Raw genomic sequence first — 15857 nt, 5'->3', positions numbered from 1 at the left:
TGTTGGCACCATCAGGCGTGCGCTGGCTCGAGACCAGGGACTTGGCGCCGATCTCGAAGGTGCGGCTGCCGCGGAGCGACTTGCAGACCAGCATGTTCGAAACCACCTGGCAGCTGCTGGCCGTGTTGCGGGCGGCCTTCTTGCTGGCCCGGGCCGTGCCCTGGCATTCGGGTCGCACGGCGCTACGGTAGCTGAGGCGCCCGCTCAGCGTGTAGACGCCGGGCCGGCCCGCCGGGCGCGATGCGAAAGGCGCCGCGCCCCAGGTGGATGTGGCAGCGTTCCTCGATGGCCTGCTTGGCCGTCCACTGGCCGACCAAGTCGGCGCCCGTGGTTTGGGCCTGGGCCGAGAGGGCCGCGCCAAGCGCCGCCGAAGCCGCGATCCAGAGCCTGATTAGCATCGTCCGCCCCCTCCTTTGGGTCCCAGTTTCCAACCCCGGGACGCAATATGACAGCTTGATTTTGCCCGGCCAGGGGGATTTGTTGCAAGGCTATCACGCCAACGCCAGGGGAGGCAGCCATGCAGGTCAAGGTCAACGGCATCGACATCAACTATGAGCTCGAAGGATCCGAGGAGGGGTCGGTGGTGGTTTTCAGCCATTCCCTGATGGCCGACCTGAGCATGTGGGAGGCCCAGGCCGCGGCGCTGGCCGGGCGCTACCGAGTGCTGCGCTTCGACACCCGCGGCCACGGCGGCTCGACGGCGCGGGCCGGGGCCTACAGCCTGGAGATGCTGTCCGACGACGTCGAGGCCCTGCTCGACGCCCTCGATCTCGGGCCGGTGCATTTCGTCGGCCTCTCGATGGGCGGCATGATCGGCCAGACCCTGGCGCTGAGGGCGCCTGAGCGGCTCGAGTCGCTGGTGCTTTGCGACACTTCCAGCCGCATCCCGCCCGATGCCGGACCGATGTGGCAGGAACGCATCGACACGGCCCAGAACCAGGGCATGGCGGCGCTGGCTGAGGGCACGCTGGATCGCTGGTTCTCGCCCGAGTTCAAGGCGGCCCAGCCGGCCCAGGTCGAAGGCGTGCGGCAGATGATCCTGGCCACCGAGGTTTTGGGTTTCGTCGGTTGCTGCCACGCCATCTCGCAGCTCGACCTGACCGAGCAGATTTCCGCCATCGAAAAGCCCACCCAGATCATCGTGGGTTCCGACGACGAGGGCACGCCGGTGGCGGCCCATGAGGTCATCCGCGACCAGATCAAGGGCTCAGAGCTCTGTATCCTCAAGGGCGCCCGCCACCTCAGCAACATCGAAAGCGTCGACGAATTCAACCAGGCGCTGGTGGCTTTCCTCGACCGTCAGGCCTGAGGTCATGTCCAAACTGGCCGGCCGGGTGGCCATGATCACCGGCGCCACAAGCGGCATGGGGGCCGAAACGGCGCGCCGCTTCGTGGCCGAGGGCGCCCAGGTGGTGCTGACCGGGCGTTCCCACGAGCGCGGCCAGGCGTTGGCCGCGGAATTGGGCCAGGCGGCCCGTTTCATCGCCATGGAGGCCGGCGATGACGACCAGATCAAGGCCGCCATCGACTTCACGATGGCCGAGTTCGGCCGCCTCGATTGCCTCTTCAACAATGCCGGCGCGGTTACCCACCAAAGCCGCATCGACAAGATCAGCCGGGCCGAGTTCGACTACGAGATCGGCGTGCTGTTGGGCGGCGTGCTGTTCGGCATCAAGCACGCCGTGCCCATCATGAAGGCGCAGAAGTCGGGCTCGATCATCAACAACGCTTCCTCGGCCGGCCACCGCACCGGCCACGGCCCGGTGCTCTACAGCATCGCCAAGGCCGCCGTGCTGCACCTCACCCGGGTGGCGGCGTTGCAACTGGCGCACACCGGCATTCGCGTCAATTCGATCTCGCCGGCCTGCATCGCCACGCCGATCTTTTCCTTCGGCACCGAGCTCGATCACGAGCAAGCCGTGGCGGCGCTGCCCATCATGGAGCGCGAGTTCGCCAAGATCGTGCCGCTGCAGCGCGCCGGCAAGTCCGAGGACATCGCCGCCACGGCGCTCTTCCTGGCCGGCGACGACAGCCGTTTCATCACGGCTCAGGACATCGTCGTCGACGGCGGCCTGGTGGCGGGCTACACGACGGCCGAATCGCAGGAGAAATTCGGCGGCGTACCGGCCGCCTTGAAGGCCGCTTACGGTGATTTATGACGGCGGCGCCCCCGTGCTAGGATAAGGCATGGTTTTGCGCGCCCTCGTATCTCTGGCGCTGGCGTTGCTGACCGCGGGTCCGGCCGGGGCCGGCAGCTATAGTGCCGATGGTCGCCAGAACGTCGATGAGGTCACCTATCCCTGGAGCGCGCTGGGCCGCGTCAACAATGAATACGGCGGCTTTTGCACGGGCACGCTGATCGGTTTGCGCTCGGTGCTAACGGCGGCGCATTGCCTGCGCAACAAGCGCCGCGGCGGCTGGCTCAGGCCGGCCTCACTGCATTTCGTGGCGGGCTATCAGCGCGGCGACTATCTGGCCCATGCCCGGGTCGCTTCATACGTTATTGGTGGCGATATCCAGCGCCTGCACGGCGGCCCGATCGCGCCGTCCAGAGACTGGGCCATCCTCAGCCTGGAACGCGACATTGGCGCTCTGGTCGGCAGGCTGGAGATTTTGCCGGCCCCGGCGGGGTCTCGGTTGGTGCAGGCGGGCTACCGTTTCGATCGGCCCCACGTGCTTTCGGCGGACCGGAGCTGCCAGGTCGTTGGATCGGTCGCCCAGGGCCGCTTGGTGACCCACGGCTGTGCTGCCGGGCACGGCGTTCGGGCTCGCCGCTGTTGTGGCGTCAGGGCGACCACTATCGCCTGGTGGCCATGCACGTGGCCACTTACGGTGGCGCGGATCCGATCGGTCTGGCCATCCCGGCCCGGGCGCTGGGCCGTGTCCTGGAATTGCTCAAGCGCGAAAATTTCGCTGGCTGGCCGCTGCCTTAACCGATCACGCCGTCGAGCCAGGCGATGAGCTCGGCTATGACCTCGGCGCGGTTGGTTTCGTTGAACATTTCGTGGCGGCCGCCGGGGTAGAACTTGTGGCTGACGGCGCTCAGGCCGAGCCGGCGGTAGGCCGCCAGCAGGGCATCCAGCCTTTTGGTGCGGTTGCTGACGGGATCCTCGCTGCCGGCCAGGACGTAGATCGGTAGCTGCTTTGGCACACGGGCCATGTTGCCCCGGTTTTCGATGAAACGCAGGCCCTGCAGCAGGTCGTGCCACATGCGGTTGGTGCAGAGGAAGCCGCAGCGCGCGTCGTCGATGTACTTCCGCACCTCTTCGGCGTCGCGCGAGAGCCAGTCGAAGGGCGTTCGGGGATTGTCGATACCCTTGTTGAAGGCGCCGAAGGAGATCGCCGTGAGGGGCAAGCTGCGGCCCCGGGGGCCGAGCCGCAGCGTTTCCACGGCGGCCAGGCCGAGCCCAAGCAAGAGCATGGCGCCACCACCCCAGTCGGAGCCCGAAAGCACACCGGCGGCGATGCTATGGCCGTGCTCGATGAAGTAGTGCTGGGCCATGAACGAGCCCATGGACTGGCCCAGCAGGATGCGCGGAAGTTGGGGATGCTCGGCGGCCAGACGGCGGTTGAGGGCGTAAAGATCGCTGATGCAGAGGTTCCAGCCATCGCGCCCGGCAAAGTAACCGAGATCGTCGTCGCTTTTGGCGGAACGGCCGTGGCCCCGGTGGTCGTTGGCCACGACGCCATAGCCCGCCGCCACCAGCGCCGCCGCCAGGGGAGCGTAGCGGGCCGCGTGTTCGGCCATGCCGTGGGCGATCTGGACCACCGCCCGGGGCTCGCCCTCGGGCCACCATCGGTAGACGAAAATTTTGGCGCCGTCGTCCGCCGTGTGGATGAAGTCGCCGGCTTCCATGGCCCGCCTCCAGGCTTTCGAGAGGTTTTGACTCGTGCTGCGAAAGGGGCTTCTATGTTGACCCTACGGCCTTCGACGCCGCCCCCGCAACACCTTCAGGGACCTCGTTATGAACGACCTCGGCAACTCTCCCGCGGCCCGCGACATAGCCAGCATGATCCATCCCTATACCAACCTCTCGGTCCACCTCGAGACGGGCCCGATGATCATCAACGAGGGCAAGGGGATCTACGTCTACGACGAAGAAGGCAAGGAATACATCGAGGGCCTGGCCGGACTCTGGTGCACGGCCTTGGGCTACGGCGTCGAGGAGTTGGTGGAGGCCGCGGCCGAGCAGATGCGCAAGCTGCCCTATTCCCACATCTTCGCCCACAAATCGCACAACCCCAGCATCGAACTGGCCGAGAAACTCAAGGAGATGTCGCCCATACCGGTGTCCAAGGTGTTGTTCGCCAACTCGGGCTCGGAAGCCAACGACACCCTGGTCAAGCTGGTCTGGTACTACAACAACGCCTGCGGCCGGCCCGAGAAGAAGAAGATCATCTCGCGCATCCGGGGCTATCACGGCGTCACCGTGGCGGCCGCCAGCCTGACCGGGCTGCCGCACGTGCACGCCGATTTCGACCTGCCCATTCCGGGTATCCTGCACACCGACTGCCCGCATCACTATCGCGAGGCCGAGGAGGGCGAGAGCGAAGCCGAGTTCGCCACGCGCCTGGCGGCCAGCCTGGACAAGATGATCCAGGACGAAGGCCCGGAAACTGTGGCCGCCTTCATCGCCGAGCCCGTGATGGGCGCCGGCGGTGTCATCGTGCCGCCCGAGACCTATTACCAGAAGATCCAGGCGGTACTCGAGAAGTACGACGTGCTGTTTCTCTGCGACGAGGTGATCTGCGGCTTCGGGCGCACCGGCCAGCAGTTCGGCTGCCAGACCTTCGACATCGCCGCCGACACCCTGACCGTGGCCAAGGCGCTGAGCTCGGCCTACCTGCCGATCTCCGGCGTCTTCATTCCCGAAGAGATGTTCGAGGCCATGGTGCGCGAGAGCGAAAAGATCGGCATGTTCGGCCACGGCTATACCTACTCGGGCCATCCCGTGGCGGCAGCGGTGGCGGTGCGCAACCTGGAGCTCATGGAAGAGCGCAACGTGCTGGGCCACGTGCAAAGCGTGATCCCCCACTTCGAGGCCTGCATGGCCGCCTTCGCCGACCATCCGCTGGTCGGCGAGGTGCGCGGCAAGGGCCTGGTTGGCGCCTTCGAGCTGGTGGCCGACAAGGCCAGCAAGCGTGCCTTCGCGCCGGCCCAGAAGGTCGGCGCCTATTGTGGCGCACGCTGCGAGGCGCATGGCCTGATTGCCCGGCCCATGGGCGACTCCGTGGCCTTCTGCCCGCCGCTGATAATCACGGAATCGGAAATCGACGAAATGTTCGCCCGCTTCGGCAAGGCGCTGGACGAAACCGCGGCCTGGGTCGAGAAGGAAGGGCTGCGCGCGGCGTAGGCGGATTGGGGACACGTACCTTAATGCCTAAAAAGTAGGCATTAAGGTACGTGTCCCCCGACTTGCGCGCTAAACGTGCTGGCCGCCGTTGACGTGGATTTCGGCGCCGTTGATGTAGCTGGCCTGCTCCGAACAGAGGTAATAGACCAGCGAGGCCACCTCTTCCGGGCGGCCCAGCCGGGCCATGGGGATCTCCTCGGCCAGGGCCTGGTATTCGGGGCCGATCATGGCGGTCTCGATCTCGCCCGGCGAGATGGCGTTGACGCGCACGCCGAAGGCGCCGAAATCGCCGGCCATCTCGCGGGTCAGTGAGGCCAGGGCCGCCTTCGAGGTGGAGTAGGCGGTGCCGGCGAAGGGATGCACCCGGCTGCCGGCGATCGAGGTGACGTTGACGATCGAGCCGTGCCCGGCCTGCAGCGCCTCGATCAGGCCGCGGGCCAACACCACGGGACCGTAGAAGTTGACGTGGAAGACATCACGCCACTGTCTGAGGTTGGTGGTCAGGGTGTTGAGGCGCTCGCCGCTCGGGCCCTTGGGCGAGATGGCGGCGTTGTTGACCAGGGCGTTCAAGGGCGCTCCGTCGAGACGTTCGAGCATGGTGGCGACGCCGTGGTCTATGTTCTCGAGGTCCGAGAGGTCGATCTGCACGTGGTCCTCGGGCCCGGCCTCCCAGGGGCAGTCCTCGGAAAAGGCCATGCGCGAGCAGGTGATGACGCGCCAGCCGGCGGCGGCGAAGCGCTTTACCGTGGCATGGCCGATGCCGCGGCTGGCACCGGTGAGAATCAGGGTCTTGCGCTCGTCGCTCATGGTCGGTTTGCTCCACGCCGGGGCCGGGGCGGCCATCACCTAGGAAGGGTAGGTCGGCCCATGCCCCTGCGCCAGCCTTAGCACAAACTAATGCGCCATCAGTACGGGAATTGTAGCGCCGGCCAGCACCTCGCGGGTGGCGCCGCCGAAAATCAGGCGCCGGAGCCGGCTGCGGGTGTAGGCACCCATGATCAGCATGTCGGCCTCGGCCGCCTTGGCGGCGCCCAGCAGCCGATCGCCGATCGAAGCGGCGCCGGCGGTGACGTCCTGGCTGCTGGCGGCGATGCCGTGCCAGGCCAGGTAGTCGATTAGGGCGGCGGCATCGGGGCCACCTTTGCCGGCCTCCTCGACCTCCAGCACCACCACACGGTCGGCAGCATGCAGGAAGGCCAGGCCGAAGCGAATGGCCTTGGCCGCCTCGGGGCTGCTGTTCCAGGCCAGTGCCACGGTCTTGCCGATGGGGGCGGGATCGCCCGGCGGCACCACCAGCACCGGCCGGCCGGTGTCCATCAGCGCCGCCTCGAGGGTCACCGAGGGGCTAACGTCGTCGCCCTGGCGAGGCTTGCAGCAGACGATCAGGTCGGCCAAGCGGCCCCGCGCCGCCACGGCGTCCTCCTCGCGTCCGGTGATGGTGGTCAGATGCGCCGTGAAGCCGCCGCCGGCGCTGGCGGCGCTGTCGGCTTCCTTGACGCCTGCCTTGGCACAGGCCTCGCGGAACTGCTCGGCGGCCCGGGCCTGGCGCTCGCCGGCCTCGCTCTCGGCCACCGACATGACGTCCTCGATCATGGCACTGGTCATGCCTTCGCCGACGTAAGCCACGCTGTCGCGCGGGTCCATCGCCACGTGCAGCACCTCGATATGGGCGTCGAGCCACTTGCCGACGGCCATGGCGGCCGTCAACACGCCGCCCGAGCTGGCCACACCGCTCAAGGGTACGAGAATTGTCTTGATTGACATGGTCGCCTCCCTAGCTGTCGGGGGGGGATATCTTAGGCAGTTCCGCGGGGCGACGCAAAAGAAGCGGTGGTTGATTCCGCCCTTGCGTGAGTCCCGCTTTGGCTTGCTCGACGACGCCGTCGAGGGGCCCGGCGGCATCGATGACGTGCCAGTCGATGGCGCCGGTGAAAATGCCGCGTTGGCGCTGCAGCACGGCCGGGGTGGCGTCCGAGGCGCCGTTCAGGCGGGCTTTGATGCGCGCCGCCGCGGTTTCCCGCGGCGCCTCGAGCCAGAGGCCGTCGAAGCGCAGGCCGGCGTCGCCGGGGGCGGCGGCCAGGGCGGCGATGGCGGCGCGCTCCTCGGGCCGGGCCTGGACGGCATCGACGATGACGCTGTGGCCGGCCGCCAGCAGCTCGGCGCTGCGCTGGTGCAGGGTTTGGTAGACGCGTCGCGCGGCTTCCCGGGTGTAGCTTCGGGCCGGCAGGCGCTGCTCGGGCGCCAGGCCGGCCAGGCTTTTGCGTATGACGTCGCTACGCAACACCAGGGCCCCGGGTGGCGCTCCCAGCAGCGGCGCCAGGCGCTGAGCCAGGGCCGTCTTGCCGCTGCCCGAGAGGCCGCCGATGGCAACCAGGCGCGGCGCCGCCGGGGCGAGGAAGGCGAGCGCCTGGTCGAGGTAGCCGCGGGCCTCGCCCTGCAGCGCCTCGACCTTTGCGGCCCGGGTCTGGCATTCGCACATAGCGGCGCTGACGTGGGCCCGGATGGCGGCCCGCAGCGAGAGGTAGAGCCCCAGCGGCGCCAGGCCCTCGATATCGCCGCTCAGTTCGAGATAGCGGTTGAGCACGATGTTGGCCTCGAGCGGGTGGCCGCGGTGCAGCAGGTCCATGAGCAGGAAGGCGAGCTCGTAGTAGACGTCGCCGATGGCCAGGCGCGGGTTGAATTCAATGGCGTCAAACAGCGTCGGCCGGCCCTCGAAAAGGCAGATGTTGCGGAGATGCAAATCGCCGTGGCCCAGCCTGACGAAGCCGGCGCGGCAGCGCCGGGACATCAGCGCCTGGTGGCGTTCGGCCTGGGCCAGCATGGTGCGTCGCAGCCTCTCGACCTTGGTGCTGGCGAAGACAGTGCCGAGATGGGGGCGGAACTGCTCCGCCGCCTCGGCGGCCAGGGCAATCAAGCCGCCGCCGGCCTCGCCATCGGGGCGCACCTCGGCCCCGTCCAGGTAGTCGAAGACCACATCGGCCAGGGTCCGCATCAGCTCCGGCGTCAGGGCGTTTTGCTCGGCCAGGCGGTTGAAGAGTGTGGCTTCGTCGAAGCGCCGCATCTTGACCAACCACTCGCAGGGCGGACCGGCGCCGTCAAGTGCCAAACCGCCGTCAGCCTCGCGGCTCACCGGCACGACGCCAAGGTATAGCTCCGGTGCCAGGCGGCCGTTTAGCGCCACCTCGGCCTGGCAGCACTGGCGGCGCCGGGCCAGGGTGGAGAAATCCATGTAGGAGAAGCGGACGGCGCGCTTCATCTTGTAGGCGAAGGGGCCGGCCAGGAAGACGACGGCGCCGTGGGTATGGATCTGGCGCACCGCATCGCCGGCCGGGGCGTGGCTCGCCACCGCGTGGTTTGCGGGGTCGCCGAGAAAGGCGATGATCTCGCTCTGGTCCTGGACGATCACGGGGCTTCCTCGTGAGCGCGAACGAGCGAAGCGGCGGGCTGCGTTCGGGGCCCAGCCTTACTCTTCAGCTAGGTATTGTCCGGCGCCAGGGTAGTGCGATCGTTTGTCGCGGGTCCGTTTCAACCGAACGTCGGGTGGTCCTCGTCCAGGCCGGCCGGATCCTGGTGGATGATGACCTCGGCGCCGGGGAAGGCGTCAGCGATCAGGATCTCGACCTCGTCGGCGATGTCGTGGGCCTGGATCAGCGTCAGATCGCCGTCCAATTCGAGATGTAGCTGGATGAATTGCTGTACTCCCGAGGAACGCGTGCGCAAGTCGTGGACGTCGCGCACTTCGGCGTGGGTCTTGGCGATGGCCGCGACGCGTTCGCGTTCGGCGTCGGAGAATTCGCGATCCATCAGGTGGTCGAAGGAATCGCGCACGATGCTGAAGGCGCTCCACAGGATGTAGCCGGCCACCACTGCCGCCACCAGCGGGTCGACGAAGTGCCAGCCCAGCCCCATCACGGCCGCGAGCCCGGCGATAATGCCCAGGTTGACCAGCAGATCGGTCTTGTAATGCAGCTGATCGGCCGAAATGGCGAGCGATCCGGTTTGGCGCACCACGTAGCGTTGGAAAAGCACCAGGGCCAGGGTCAGCATGATCGACAGCACCAGCACGGTGATTGCCAGGGCGCCGTTGTCGACAGGCTGCGGCCTAATCAGGCGGTGCCCGGCCTGGAACAGCAGGAACACGGCCGAGCCACCGATGAAGGCGGCCTGGCCCAGCCCGGCCAGGGCCTCGGCCTTGCCGTGGCCGAAGCGGTGCTCGCGGTCGGCCGGCGTCAGGGCATGACGCACGGCGACGAAATTGATCACCGAGGCCAGGGCATCGAGGATGGAATCGACCAGCGAGCTCAGCATGGCCACGGAATCGCTGAGCAGCCAGGCGTATGTCTTGATCACGATCAAAAGGCCCGCCACGGCCAACGCGGCATAGGTGGCGCCGCGCATCAGCGCCGCCCGGCGGGCCGGGTGGTTCAAGGATAAAGCCTTTGCCTGGTCCAGCCTTGGCTGGCGCGGCGAAACAGAATGCGGTCGTGCAGCCGGAAGGCGCGCTGGTGCCAGAATTCGATGCTTGCCGGTTTGATGCGGTAGCCGGTCCAGAAGGCGGGCCGCGGGATGTCGCCGACGGCGTGCTTGAGGGCATAGCCGGCCACCGCCTTTTCCAGCTCGAAGCGGCCGACCAGCGGCTGCGATTGTTTCGAGGCCCAGGCGCCGATACGGCTCTGGCGCGGCCGGCTGGCCCAGTAGGCATCGGCTTCCGCGGAGCTGACCTCCTCGACCGGCCCCTGGACCCGCACCTGGCGGTTGAGGCTCTTCCAATAGAAGCAGAGAGCCGCCGCCGGGTTCTCGGTCATTTCCTTGACCTTGGGGCTTTCCGTGTTGGTGTAGAAGGAAAAACCGTTCTCATCGGCGGCCTTGAGCAGCACCATTCGCACCGCCGGCAAGCCGTCGGCGCCGCAGGTGGCCAGGGCTGCGGCGGTGGGGTTGACGGGCTCGCTCCTGGTGGCTTCGTCGAGCCATTCGGCGAACAGGGCCAGGGGATCGCGCTGAGCCGCCTCCTGGCCCAGCAACTCCTGGTCCTGGGGGTCGCTTGTATCCGCCGAATCCGTATCGCTCATAACCGCCGTCGCCTACGAAAAATGACCGCTGAAGCGGCCCTTACGGTATTCTAACGGCCGTGGCGAGGCCTTGTCGACAAGGCACAATTCTGCGATTTCTTGCATTGCTGCCGCAAAATTGCCCAAATGTTGGGGGATTCTGGCTCTAAACCTTTCATAGGATCTATTATACTGGAGCAACCAGGCCGGCGGCGGCCCCGGAGAGTGGGGCGCCAGAGGACCGGCCCAAGCAATTCGGAGGCTTGGAAGGCATGAAGGTCATCAGGATTATCGCGGCCGGCGTCGTGGCGCTGTCGTTGGCCGCCTGCCAGGATGCAGGACCGAAGCAACAAATCGGCACCCTCATCGGTGCCGCGGCGGGTGCCGTGGCGGGGTCCCAGGTGGGCAAGGGCAAAGGCCAGATGGTGGGTATTGCCGTAGGCACGCTGTTGGGATCGTTGGCCGGCAGCGAGGTCGGCAAGTCGCTCGACCGGGCCGACCGCATGTATATGCAAAAGACGACGCAGCAATCCCTGGAAGCGGTGCCGTCCGGCAGCACCAGCACCTGGAAAAATCCCGACAGCGGCAACAGCGGCTCGATAACGCCGCAGCGCACCTACCAGAAGACGGAAGGTACCTATTGCCGGGAATACCAGCAGACCATCAGCGTCGGCGGCCGCACCGAAGAAGCCTACGGCACGGCCTGCCGTCAGCCTGACGGTACCTGGCAGGTCGTCAACAACTGAGGCCCTCGCCGTCTCGCCCGGCTGCCGCAGGTGAGAAATGCGAGCTAATCCAGCCAGACGCAGGACGGCGGCCGGTCCGACTCTGGCGCTGTTGACGGGACTGCTGTTGCCGCTGCCGGCGGCGGCGGCCATGGCGGCGGTTCCGGCCCAAGTCAACGCCGATGCGGTCGCCGTCATCGTCGGCAACCGCAACTACGACCAGGCACCCGAGGTCAAGTTCGCCCACAACGACGCCCGGGCGGTGAAGCACCTGGTGCTCGAAGTGCTGGGCTACGCGCCGGCCAACGTCATCGATCTGCGCGATGCCACGTTGGCCCAGATGGTGGCCCACTTCGGCGCCGATAAGGGGCCGCCCGGCAAGCTGGCCAACTGGCTGCGGCCCGGCCGTTCCGACGTATTCGTCTTCTATTCCGGCCATGGCGTGCCCGGTCTCGAGGATCGCCGGCGTTATCTCTTGCCGGTCGACGGCGATCCCAACCTGGCCCAGATCACGGGTTATCCGCTGGCCCGGCTGTTTGCCAACCTGGGCCGGCTCAAGGCGCGCTCGGTGACGCTGGTGCTGGATGCCTGCTTTTCCGGAGTTACGCCGGCCGGGACACTGCTGGCCTCGGCCTCGGGTGTGCTGCTGACGCCCAGGCCGGCCCCGGCCCCGGGTGGGCTGCGCGTCCTCAGCGCCGCCGCCGCCGACCAGATCGCCAGTTGGGACGAAGAGGCGGCCCTGGGCCTCTTTACCGAGCACTTGCTGGCCGGGCTTTACGGCCTGGCCGATGGCGATCCCCACGGCGATGGCGATGGCGCCGTGACCATCAGCGAGCTGGGACGCTATCTCGACGCCGAAATGAGCTATCAGGCCCAGCGCCGCTTCAGCCGCCGCCAAAAGGCTATTCTGGTGGGCCCGGCGGACGCCGTGCTGGCCCGGCTGGTGCCCGGTGCCCGGCGCTGGCGGCCGAGTTCTCCCGGCTCCGGCGGCCGATCTTCCCGCCCCGCGACCGGCGAGCCGAGCCTCGAGCCCATCGAACGCCACCTGGTGGCCAGCGGCGAGGCGGTGGTGCGCCAGAGACCCAGTGCCGACGCCAAATCCCTGGCGCTGCTGCTGCCGGGAGAGCAGGTCTATGTCGCCGGCCGGCTGCGCCAGCGCAATTGGTATCTGGTCGAGGGTGGCGGCTGGGGCCGCGGCTACGTCTTTGCGCCACGTCTGCGGGAGCGATCAAACAACCCGGCGCCGTCCGGCCGGGCCGGGAATCCGGCGGCGCCGACCTTGGCTGCCGCCGCCGGCGCCGTCGCGGCCAAGGTGGCCAGCGAGCTTTACGGTCCCGAGGCCGGGCGCCTGGTGGGTCGCGGCATCGAGGTCCTGTGGGGTGGTCTGTTCCGTGGCGAGCGCGATGCCGAGCTGAGCCAGGACGACCGCCAGCGCATGGCGCGCAACCTGCAGCTGTCGCTCGAGTTGGATCCCAGCGGCAGCGAGCGGCGCTGGTTCAACCCTGCCAACGGACACGGCGGCGCCGCCCGGCCGCTGCGCACCTTCCGCACCGCGGCCGGCATTCACTGCCGCGATTTCCGCCAGACCGTGCAGCTTGGCGGCCCTCGCGGCGAGGCTTTCGGGACGGCCTGCCGGCGGCCCGACGGGCACTGGCGAATCATCGCGGATTAGGGTTTACACTGGACCCTGAAGTGACCAAGCACGCGGCCGAATGCCGGTTCTGGGATGGAGATGGTTGAGACGAAGGCCCGGGGGATGATCAAGCGCTTGCTGGTGGCGGCATTGCTGGTCGTCCTGGTGGCGGCCGCCGACCGTCCCGATTTCGCCGTTGGCGTCGAGGCCTACGAACGGGGCGAATACCAGAAAGCCTTCGAAGCCTGGCTGCCGCTGGCCCGCGAGGGTGATCCGGCGGCCCAGCGCAACGTCGGCCACATGTTTCGCCGCGGTTTGGGCGTGCCCAAGAATTTCAAGAAGGCCGCCGAGTGGTACCGCCGGGCCGCCGAGCAGGGACTGAGCCGGGCCCAGGCCAACCTCGCCAACATGTATCTGCGCGGCCAGGGTGTGGCCAAGGATGTCAAGCTGGCGGCACGCTGGTTCCGGCGCGCCGCCGAACAGGGCCACGCCATCGCGCAATACAATCTCGGGCTGCTCTACGAGAACGGCGTCGGCGTCGAGCGCGCCGAGGCCGAGGCCTTGAGCTGGTATTTCCGGGCGGCCCAGGCCGGGCACCAGAAGTCGAAGCAGCGCCTGGCCCGCCTGGCGGCCAAGGGCGCGGCACCAGCAGCCAAGCCCCAGCCGCCGAGTGCCGCCGAGGCCCGGGCCGTAGCGCTGGCACCGGCTCCGGCTCCGGCGCCGGCGCCGGCCGAGCAGGAGGGCGCGGCCAAAGAGGCCGGGACGCCACCGCCTTCCCAGGTGCTGATCAAGGAAGCGGCCGAGGAGGCCGAGCGCGAACGCCAGCGTCAGGCCGCGGCAAAAGCCGAGACCGAACGAGAAGCTGCGGCAAAAGCCGAGCTCGAACGAAAAGTCGCGGCCAAAGTCGAGGCCGAACGGAAGGCCGCGGCCAAGGCCGAGGCTGAACGGGAAGCCGCGGCGGAAGCGGAGGCCGAAGCCAAGCGCCAAGCCGAGGCGGCGGCTGAAGCGGCAGCCGAGGCCAAACGCCAAGCAGAAGCTGAGTCAGCAGCCGAGGCCAAACGTCGGGCCGAGGCAGAAGCGGAGGCGGAAGCCGAAGCCAAGCGCCAAGCCGAGGCGGAAGCCGAAGCCAAGCGCCAAGCCGAGGCGGAAGCGGAGGCGGAAGCCGAAGCCGAACGCCAGGCCGAGGCGGAGGCGAAGACAGAGGCCGAAGCCAAACGTCAGGCCGAGGCGGAGGCGAAGACAGAGGCCGAAGCCAAACGCCAGGCCGAGGCGGAGGCGGCGGCCGAGGCCGAAGCCAAACGTCAGGCCGAGGCGGAGGCGGCGGCCGAAGCCAAACGCCAGGCCGAGGCGGAAGCGGAAGCCCAGGACGAGGCCAAGCGGCGTCAGGAGGTGGCGCGGGCGGTCGAGGAGGAAGCGCGGCGCCGGGCCGCAGAAACCGCCGCGGCGGAAGCCGTCGAAGCGGAGAAGAAAGCCGAGCTCGAACGTCAGGCCGCCGAAACCGTCAGGTTGGGGCAAAAGGAACATCAGGCGGCCGAGCGTGCCGACCGGGAGGCGGCCCGCCTCGCCCGCCTTGCCGAACGACGGACCGAGGAGGCGGCCGAAAAGGCGGCGGACGAGGCCGCCCGCGCGGCCGAGGAGGAAGCCGAAAAGCGGGCCGAGGCGGCGGGAAAACAGCCCGAGGCGGACAAGTCGGAAGATGAGATCGTCATCGATCTTGGTGATGACAAGGAGCGCCAGGACGAAGACGAGATCGACATCGAGTTCGACGATGACGACGAGGGGAAAAAGGAGACCGCCATCGAGTTCGATGGCGATGACTCCAAGGGCGAAAGCGATGCCCAAGCCGGGGCGGATTCCGAGGACCGGACGGCGGCCGACAGCGGCGACGAAGATGCCGAGAGCCCGGCCCGGCCGCGCGGCGGATCAAGCATCGCCGAACTGGCCGCCCAGCAAAGATTCGCCGCCCGTTCGGTAGCCGAACGTCTGGCCGACGCGCGCCGGCGCTACCTCGAGGCTCGCCGCGCCAAAGCGGCCGCGGCAGCACAGGCGAAACAGGAAAAGGCCTCGCAAGACGGTATCGAAAGCGAGGTTGTCGAAGAGGAAACCGAGGCCGAGCCCGGGCAAAAGCGCGACCAACCCCCGGAGGATGAAAAGGCGCGCGAGGCAGAGGAAGCGCGCAAGGCGGAGGAGGCGCGCGAGGCCGAGGAAGCGCGCAAGGCGGAGGAGGCCCGCGAGGAGGAGGAGGCGCGCGAGGCCGAGGAAGCCCGCAAGGCGGAGGAGGCCCGCAAGGCCGAGGAAGCCCGCAAGGCCGAGGAGGCTCGCAAGGCGGAGGAGGCCCGCAAGGCCGAGGAGGCGCGCGAGGCGGAGGAGGCCCGCAAGGCCGAGGAAGCCCGCAAGGCGGAGGAGGCCCGCAAGGCGGAGGAGGCTCGCAAGGCCGAAGAAGCCCGCAAGGCGGAGGAGGCCCGCAAGGCGGAAGAGGCTCGCAAGATCGAGGAAGCCCGCAAGGCAGAGGAGGCCCGCGAGGCGGAGGAAGCGCGCAAGGCAGAAGAAGCGCGCCAGGCGGAAAAGGCTCGCAACGCTGAAGAGGCCCGCAAGGCGGAAGAGGCGAGCAAAGCGGAAGAGGCGCGCAAGGCAGAGGAGGCCCGCGAGGCGGAAGAGACTCGCAAAGCGGAAGAGGCTCGCAAAGCCAAGGAAGCCCACAAGGCGGAAGAGGTCCGCAAGGCGGAGGAGACTCGCAAGGCCGAGGAAGCCCGCAAGGTAGAGGAGGCCCGCGAGGCGGAGGAGGTCCGCAAGGCGGAGGAGGTCCGCAAGGCGGAGGAGGTCCGCAAGGCGGAGGAGGCCCGCAAGGCCGAGGAGGCTCGCAAGGCGGAAGCGGCCCGCAAAGCGGAAGAGGCTCGCAAGGCGGAAGAGGCGCGCAAGGCGGAGGAGGCCCACAAGGCGGAGGAGGCTCGCAAGGCAGAGGAGGCCCGCAAGGCCGAGGAAGCCCGCAAGGCGGAGGAGGCCCGCAAGGCCGAGGAAGCCCGCAAGGCCGAGGAGGCTCGCAAGGCCGAGGAGGCTCGCAAGGCTGAAGAGACGCGTAAGGCGGAAGAGGCGCGCA

The 15857-nt window shown here is 68.2% G+C and carries 15 protein-coding genes; 8 read left to right on the top strand and 7 right to left on the bottom strand.

All coding sequences use genetic code 11. The annotated features are described in order from the left end of the window. Positions 1-191: hypothetical protein (locus QGG75_18600; GenBank protein ID MDP6069238.1), on the top strand; the 191-nt coding region annotated here is incomplete at its 5' end. Here QGG75_18600 and QGG75_18595 read toward each other — a convergent pair. After that, positions 183-398, bottom strand: a complete 216-nt coding sequence (locus QGG75_18595) for a hypothetical protein (GenBank protein ID MDP6069237.1) — start codon at positions 396-398, stop codon at positions 183-185. The two genes, QGG75_18600 and QGG75_18595, sit on opposite strands and share 9 nt — an antisense overlap. A gap of 119 nt (positions 399-517) precedes the next feature. On the opposite strand from QGG75_18595, the gene pcaD reads away from it, so the two are divergent. Genes pcaD through QGG75_18580 form a run of 3 tightly spaced genes read left to right on the top strand, consistent with a single transcriptional unit; the run spans position 518 to position 2961 of the window. Next, positions 518-1309: a 3-oxoadipate enol-lactonase gene (gene pcaD / locus QGG75_18590; protein ID MDP6069236.1), complete on the top strand. Its 792-nt coding sequence runs from the start codon at positions 518-520 to the stop codon at positions 1307-1309. A gap of 4 nt (positions 1310-1313) precedes the next feature. Next, positions 1314-2159, top strand: a complete 846-nt coding sequence (locus tag QGG75_18585; protein ID MDP6069235.1) for a glucose 1-dehydrogenase — start codon at positions 1314-1316, stop codon at positions 2157-2159. Between the two features lie 28 nt (positions 2160-2187). Then, on the top strand, positions 2188-2961 hold the full coding sequence (locus QGG75_18580; protein MDP6069234.1) for a trypsin-like serine protease: 774 nt from the start codon (positions 2188-2190) through the stop codon (positions 2959-2961). On the opposite strand, the gene QGG75_18575 is transcribed toward QGG75_18580, so the two are convergent. Further along, the gene (locus QGG75_18575; protein MDP6069233.1) at positions 2930-3856 is read right to left on the bottom strand and encodes an alpha/beta fold hydrolase; all 927 of its coding nucleotides are present in this window, start codon (positions 3854-3856) and stop codon (positions 2930-2932) included. The genes QGG75_18580 and QGG75_18575 overlap by 32 nt on opposite strands. 109 nt (positions 3857-3965) lie before the next feature. On the opposite strand from QGG75_18575, the gene QGG75_18570 reads away from it, so the two are divergent. Then, complete coding sequence (locus QGG75_18570) at positions 3966-5354, top strand: aspartate aminotransferase family protein (protein ID MDP6069232.1); 1389 nt, start codon at positions 3966-3968, stop codon at positions 5352-5354. A gap of 69 nt (positions 5355-5423) precedes the next feature. Here QGG75_18570 and QGG75_18565 read toward each other — a convergent pair whose 3' ends face one another. The 5 genes from QGG75_18565 to pdxH all read right to left on the bottom strand — a co-directional run bounded on the left by QGG75_18565 (position 5424) and on the right by pdxH (position 10423). Beyond that, positions 5424-6197: an SDR family oxidoreductase gene (locus QGG75_18565; GenBank protein ID MDP6069231.1), complete on the bottom strand. Its 774-nt coding sequence runs from the start codon at positions 6195-6197 to the stop codon at positions 5424-5426. Between the two features lie 51 nt (positions 6198-6248). Continuing rightward, the gene (locus tag QGG75_18560; GenBank protein MDP6069230.1) at positions 6249-7118 is read right to left on the bottom strand and encodes a universal stress protein; all 870 of its coding nucleotides are present in this window, start codon (positions 7116-7118) and stop codon (positions 6249-6251) included. 10 nt (positions 7119-7128) lie between these two features. After that, positions 7129-8760, bottom strand: coding sequence for an AAA family ATPase (locus QGG75_18555; GenBank protein MDP6069229.1), 1632 nt, complete (start codon positions 8758-8760; stop codon positions 7129-7131). A 119-nt stretch (positions 8761-8879) separates the two neighbouring features. Beyond that, a complete protein-coding gene (locus QGG75_18550) occupies positions 8880-9782 on the bottom strand; it encodes a cation diffusion facilitator family transporter (GenBank protein MDP6069228.1) in 903 nt (300 codons plus the stop codon). Then, complete coding sequence (pdxH, locus tag QGG75_18545) at positions 9779-10423, bottom strand: pyridoxamine 5'-phosphate oxidase (protein ID MDP6069227.1); 645 nt, start codon at positions 10421-10423, stop codon at positions 9779-9781. Before pdxH ends, QGG75_18550 begins: the two co-directional genes overlap by 4 nt. A gap of 251 nt (positions 10424-10674) precedes the next feature. Between pdxH and QGG75_18540 the strand changes: the two genes are divergently transcribed. From QGG75_18540 to QGG75_18530, 3 genes are all read left to right on the top strand, one after another. Beyond that, positions 10675-11148, top strand: a complete 474-nt coding sequence (locus QGG75_18540) for an RT0821/Lpp0805 family surface protein (protein MDP6069226.1) — start codon at positions 10675-10677, stop codon at positions 11146-11148. A 37-nt stretch (positions 11149-11185) separates the two neighbouring features. Next, entirely contained in the window at positions 11186-12799 is a 1614-nt protein-coding gene (locus tag QGG75_18535; GenBank protein MDP6069225.1) for a caspase family protein, read from the top strand. Between the two features lie 60 nt (positions 12800-12859). Continuing rightward, positions 12860-15857: hypothetical protein (locus QGG75_18530; protein ID MDP6069224.1), on the top strand; the 2998-nt coding region annotated here is incomplete at its 3' end.

The organism is Alphaproteobacteria bacterium (genome assembly GCA_030740435.1).
Classification (GTDB): domain Bacteria; phylum Pseudomonadota; class Alphaproteobacteria; order UBA2966; family UBA2966.
Note: the sequence above shows the minus strand (reverse complement) of the source record. Positions and strands in the feature narration are given on the sequence as shown.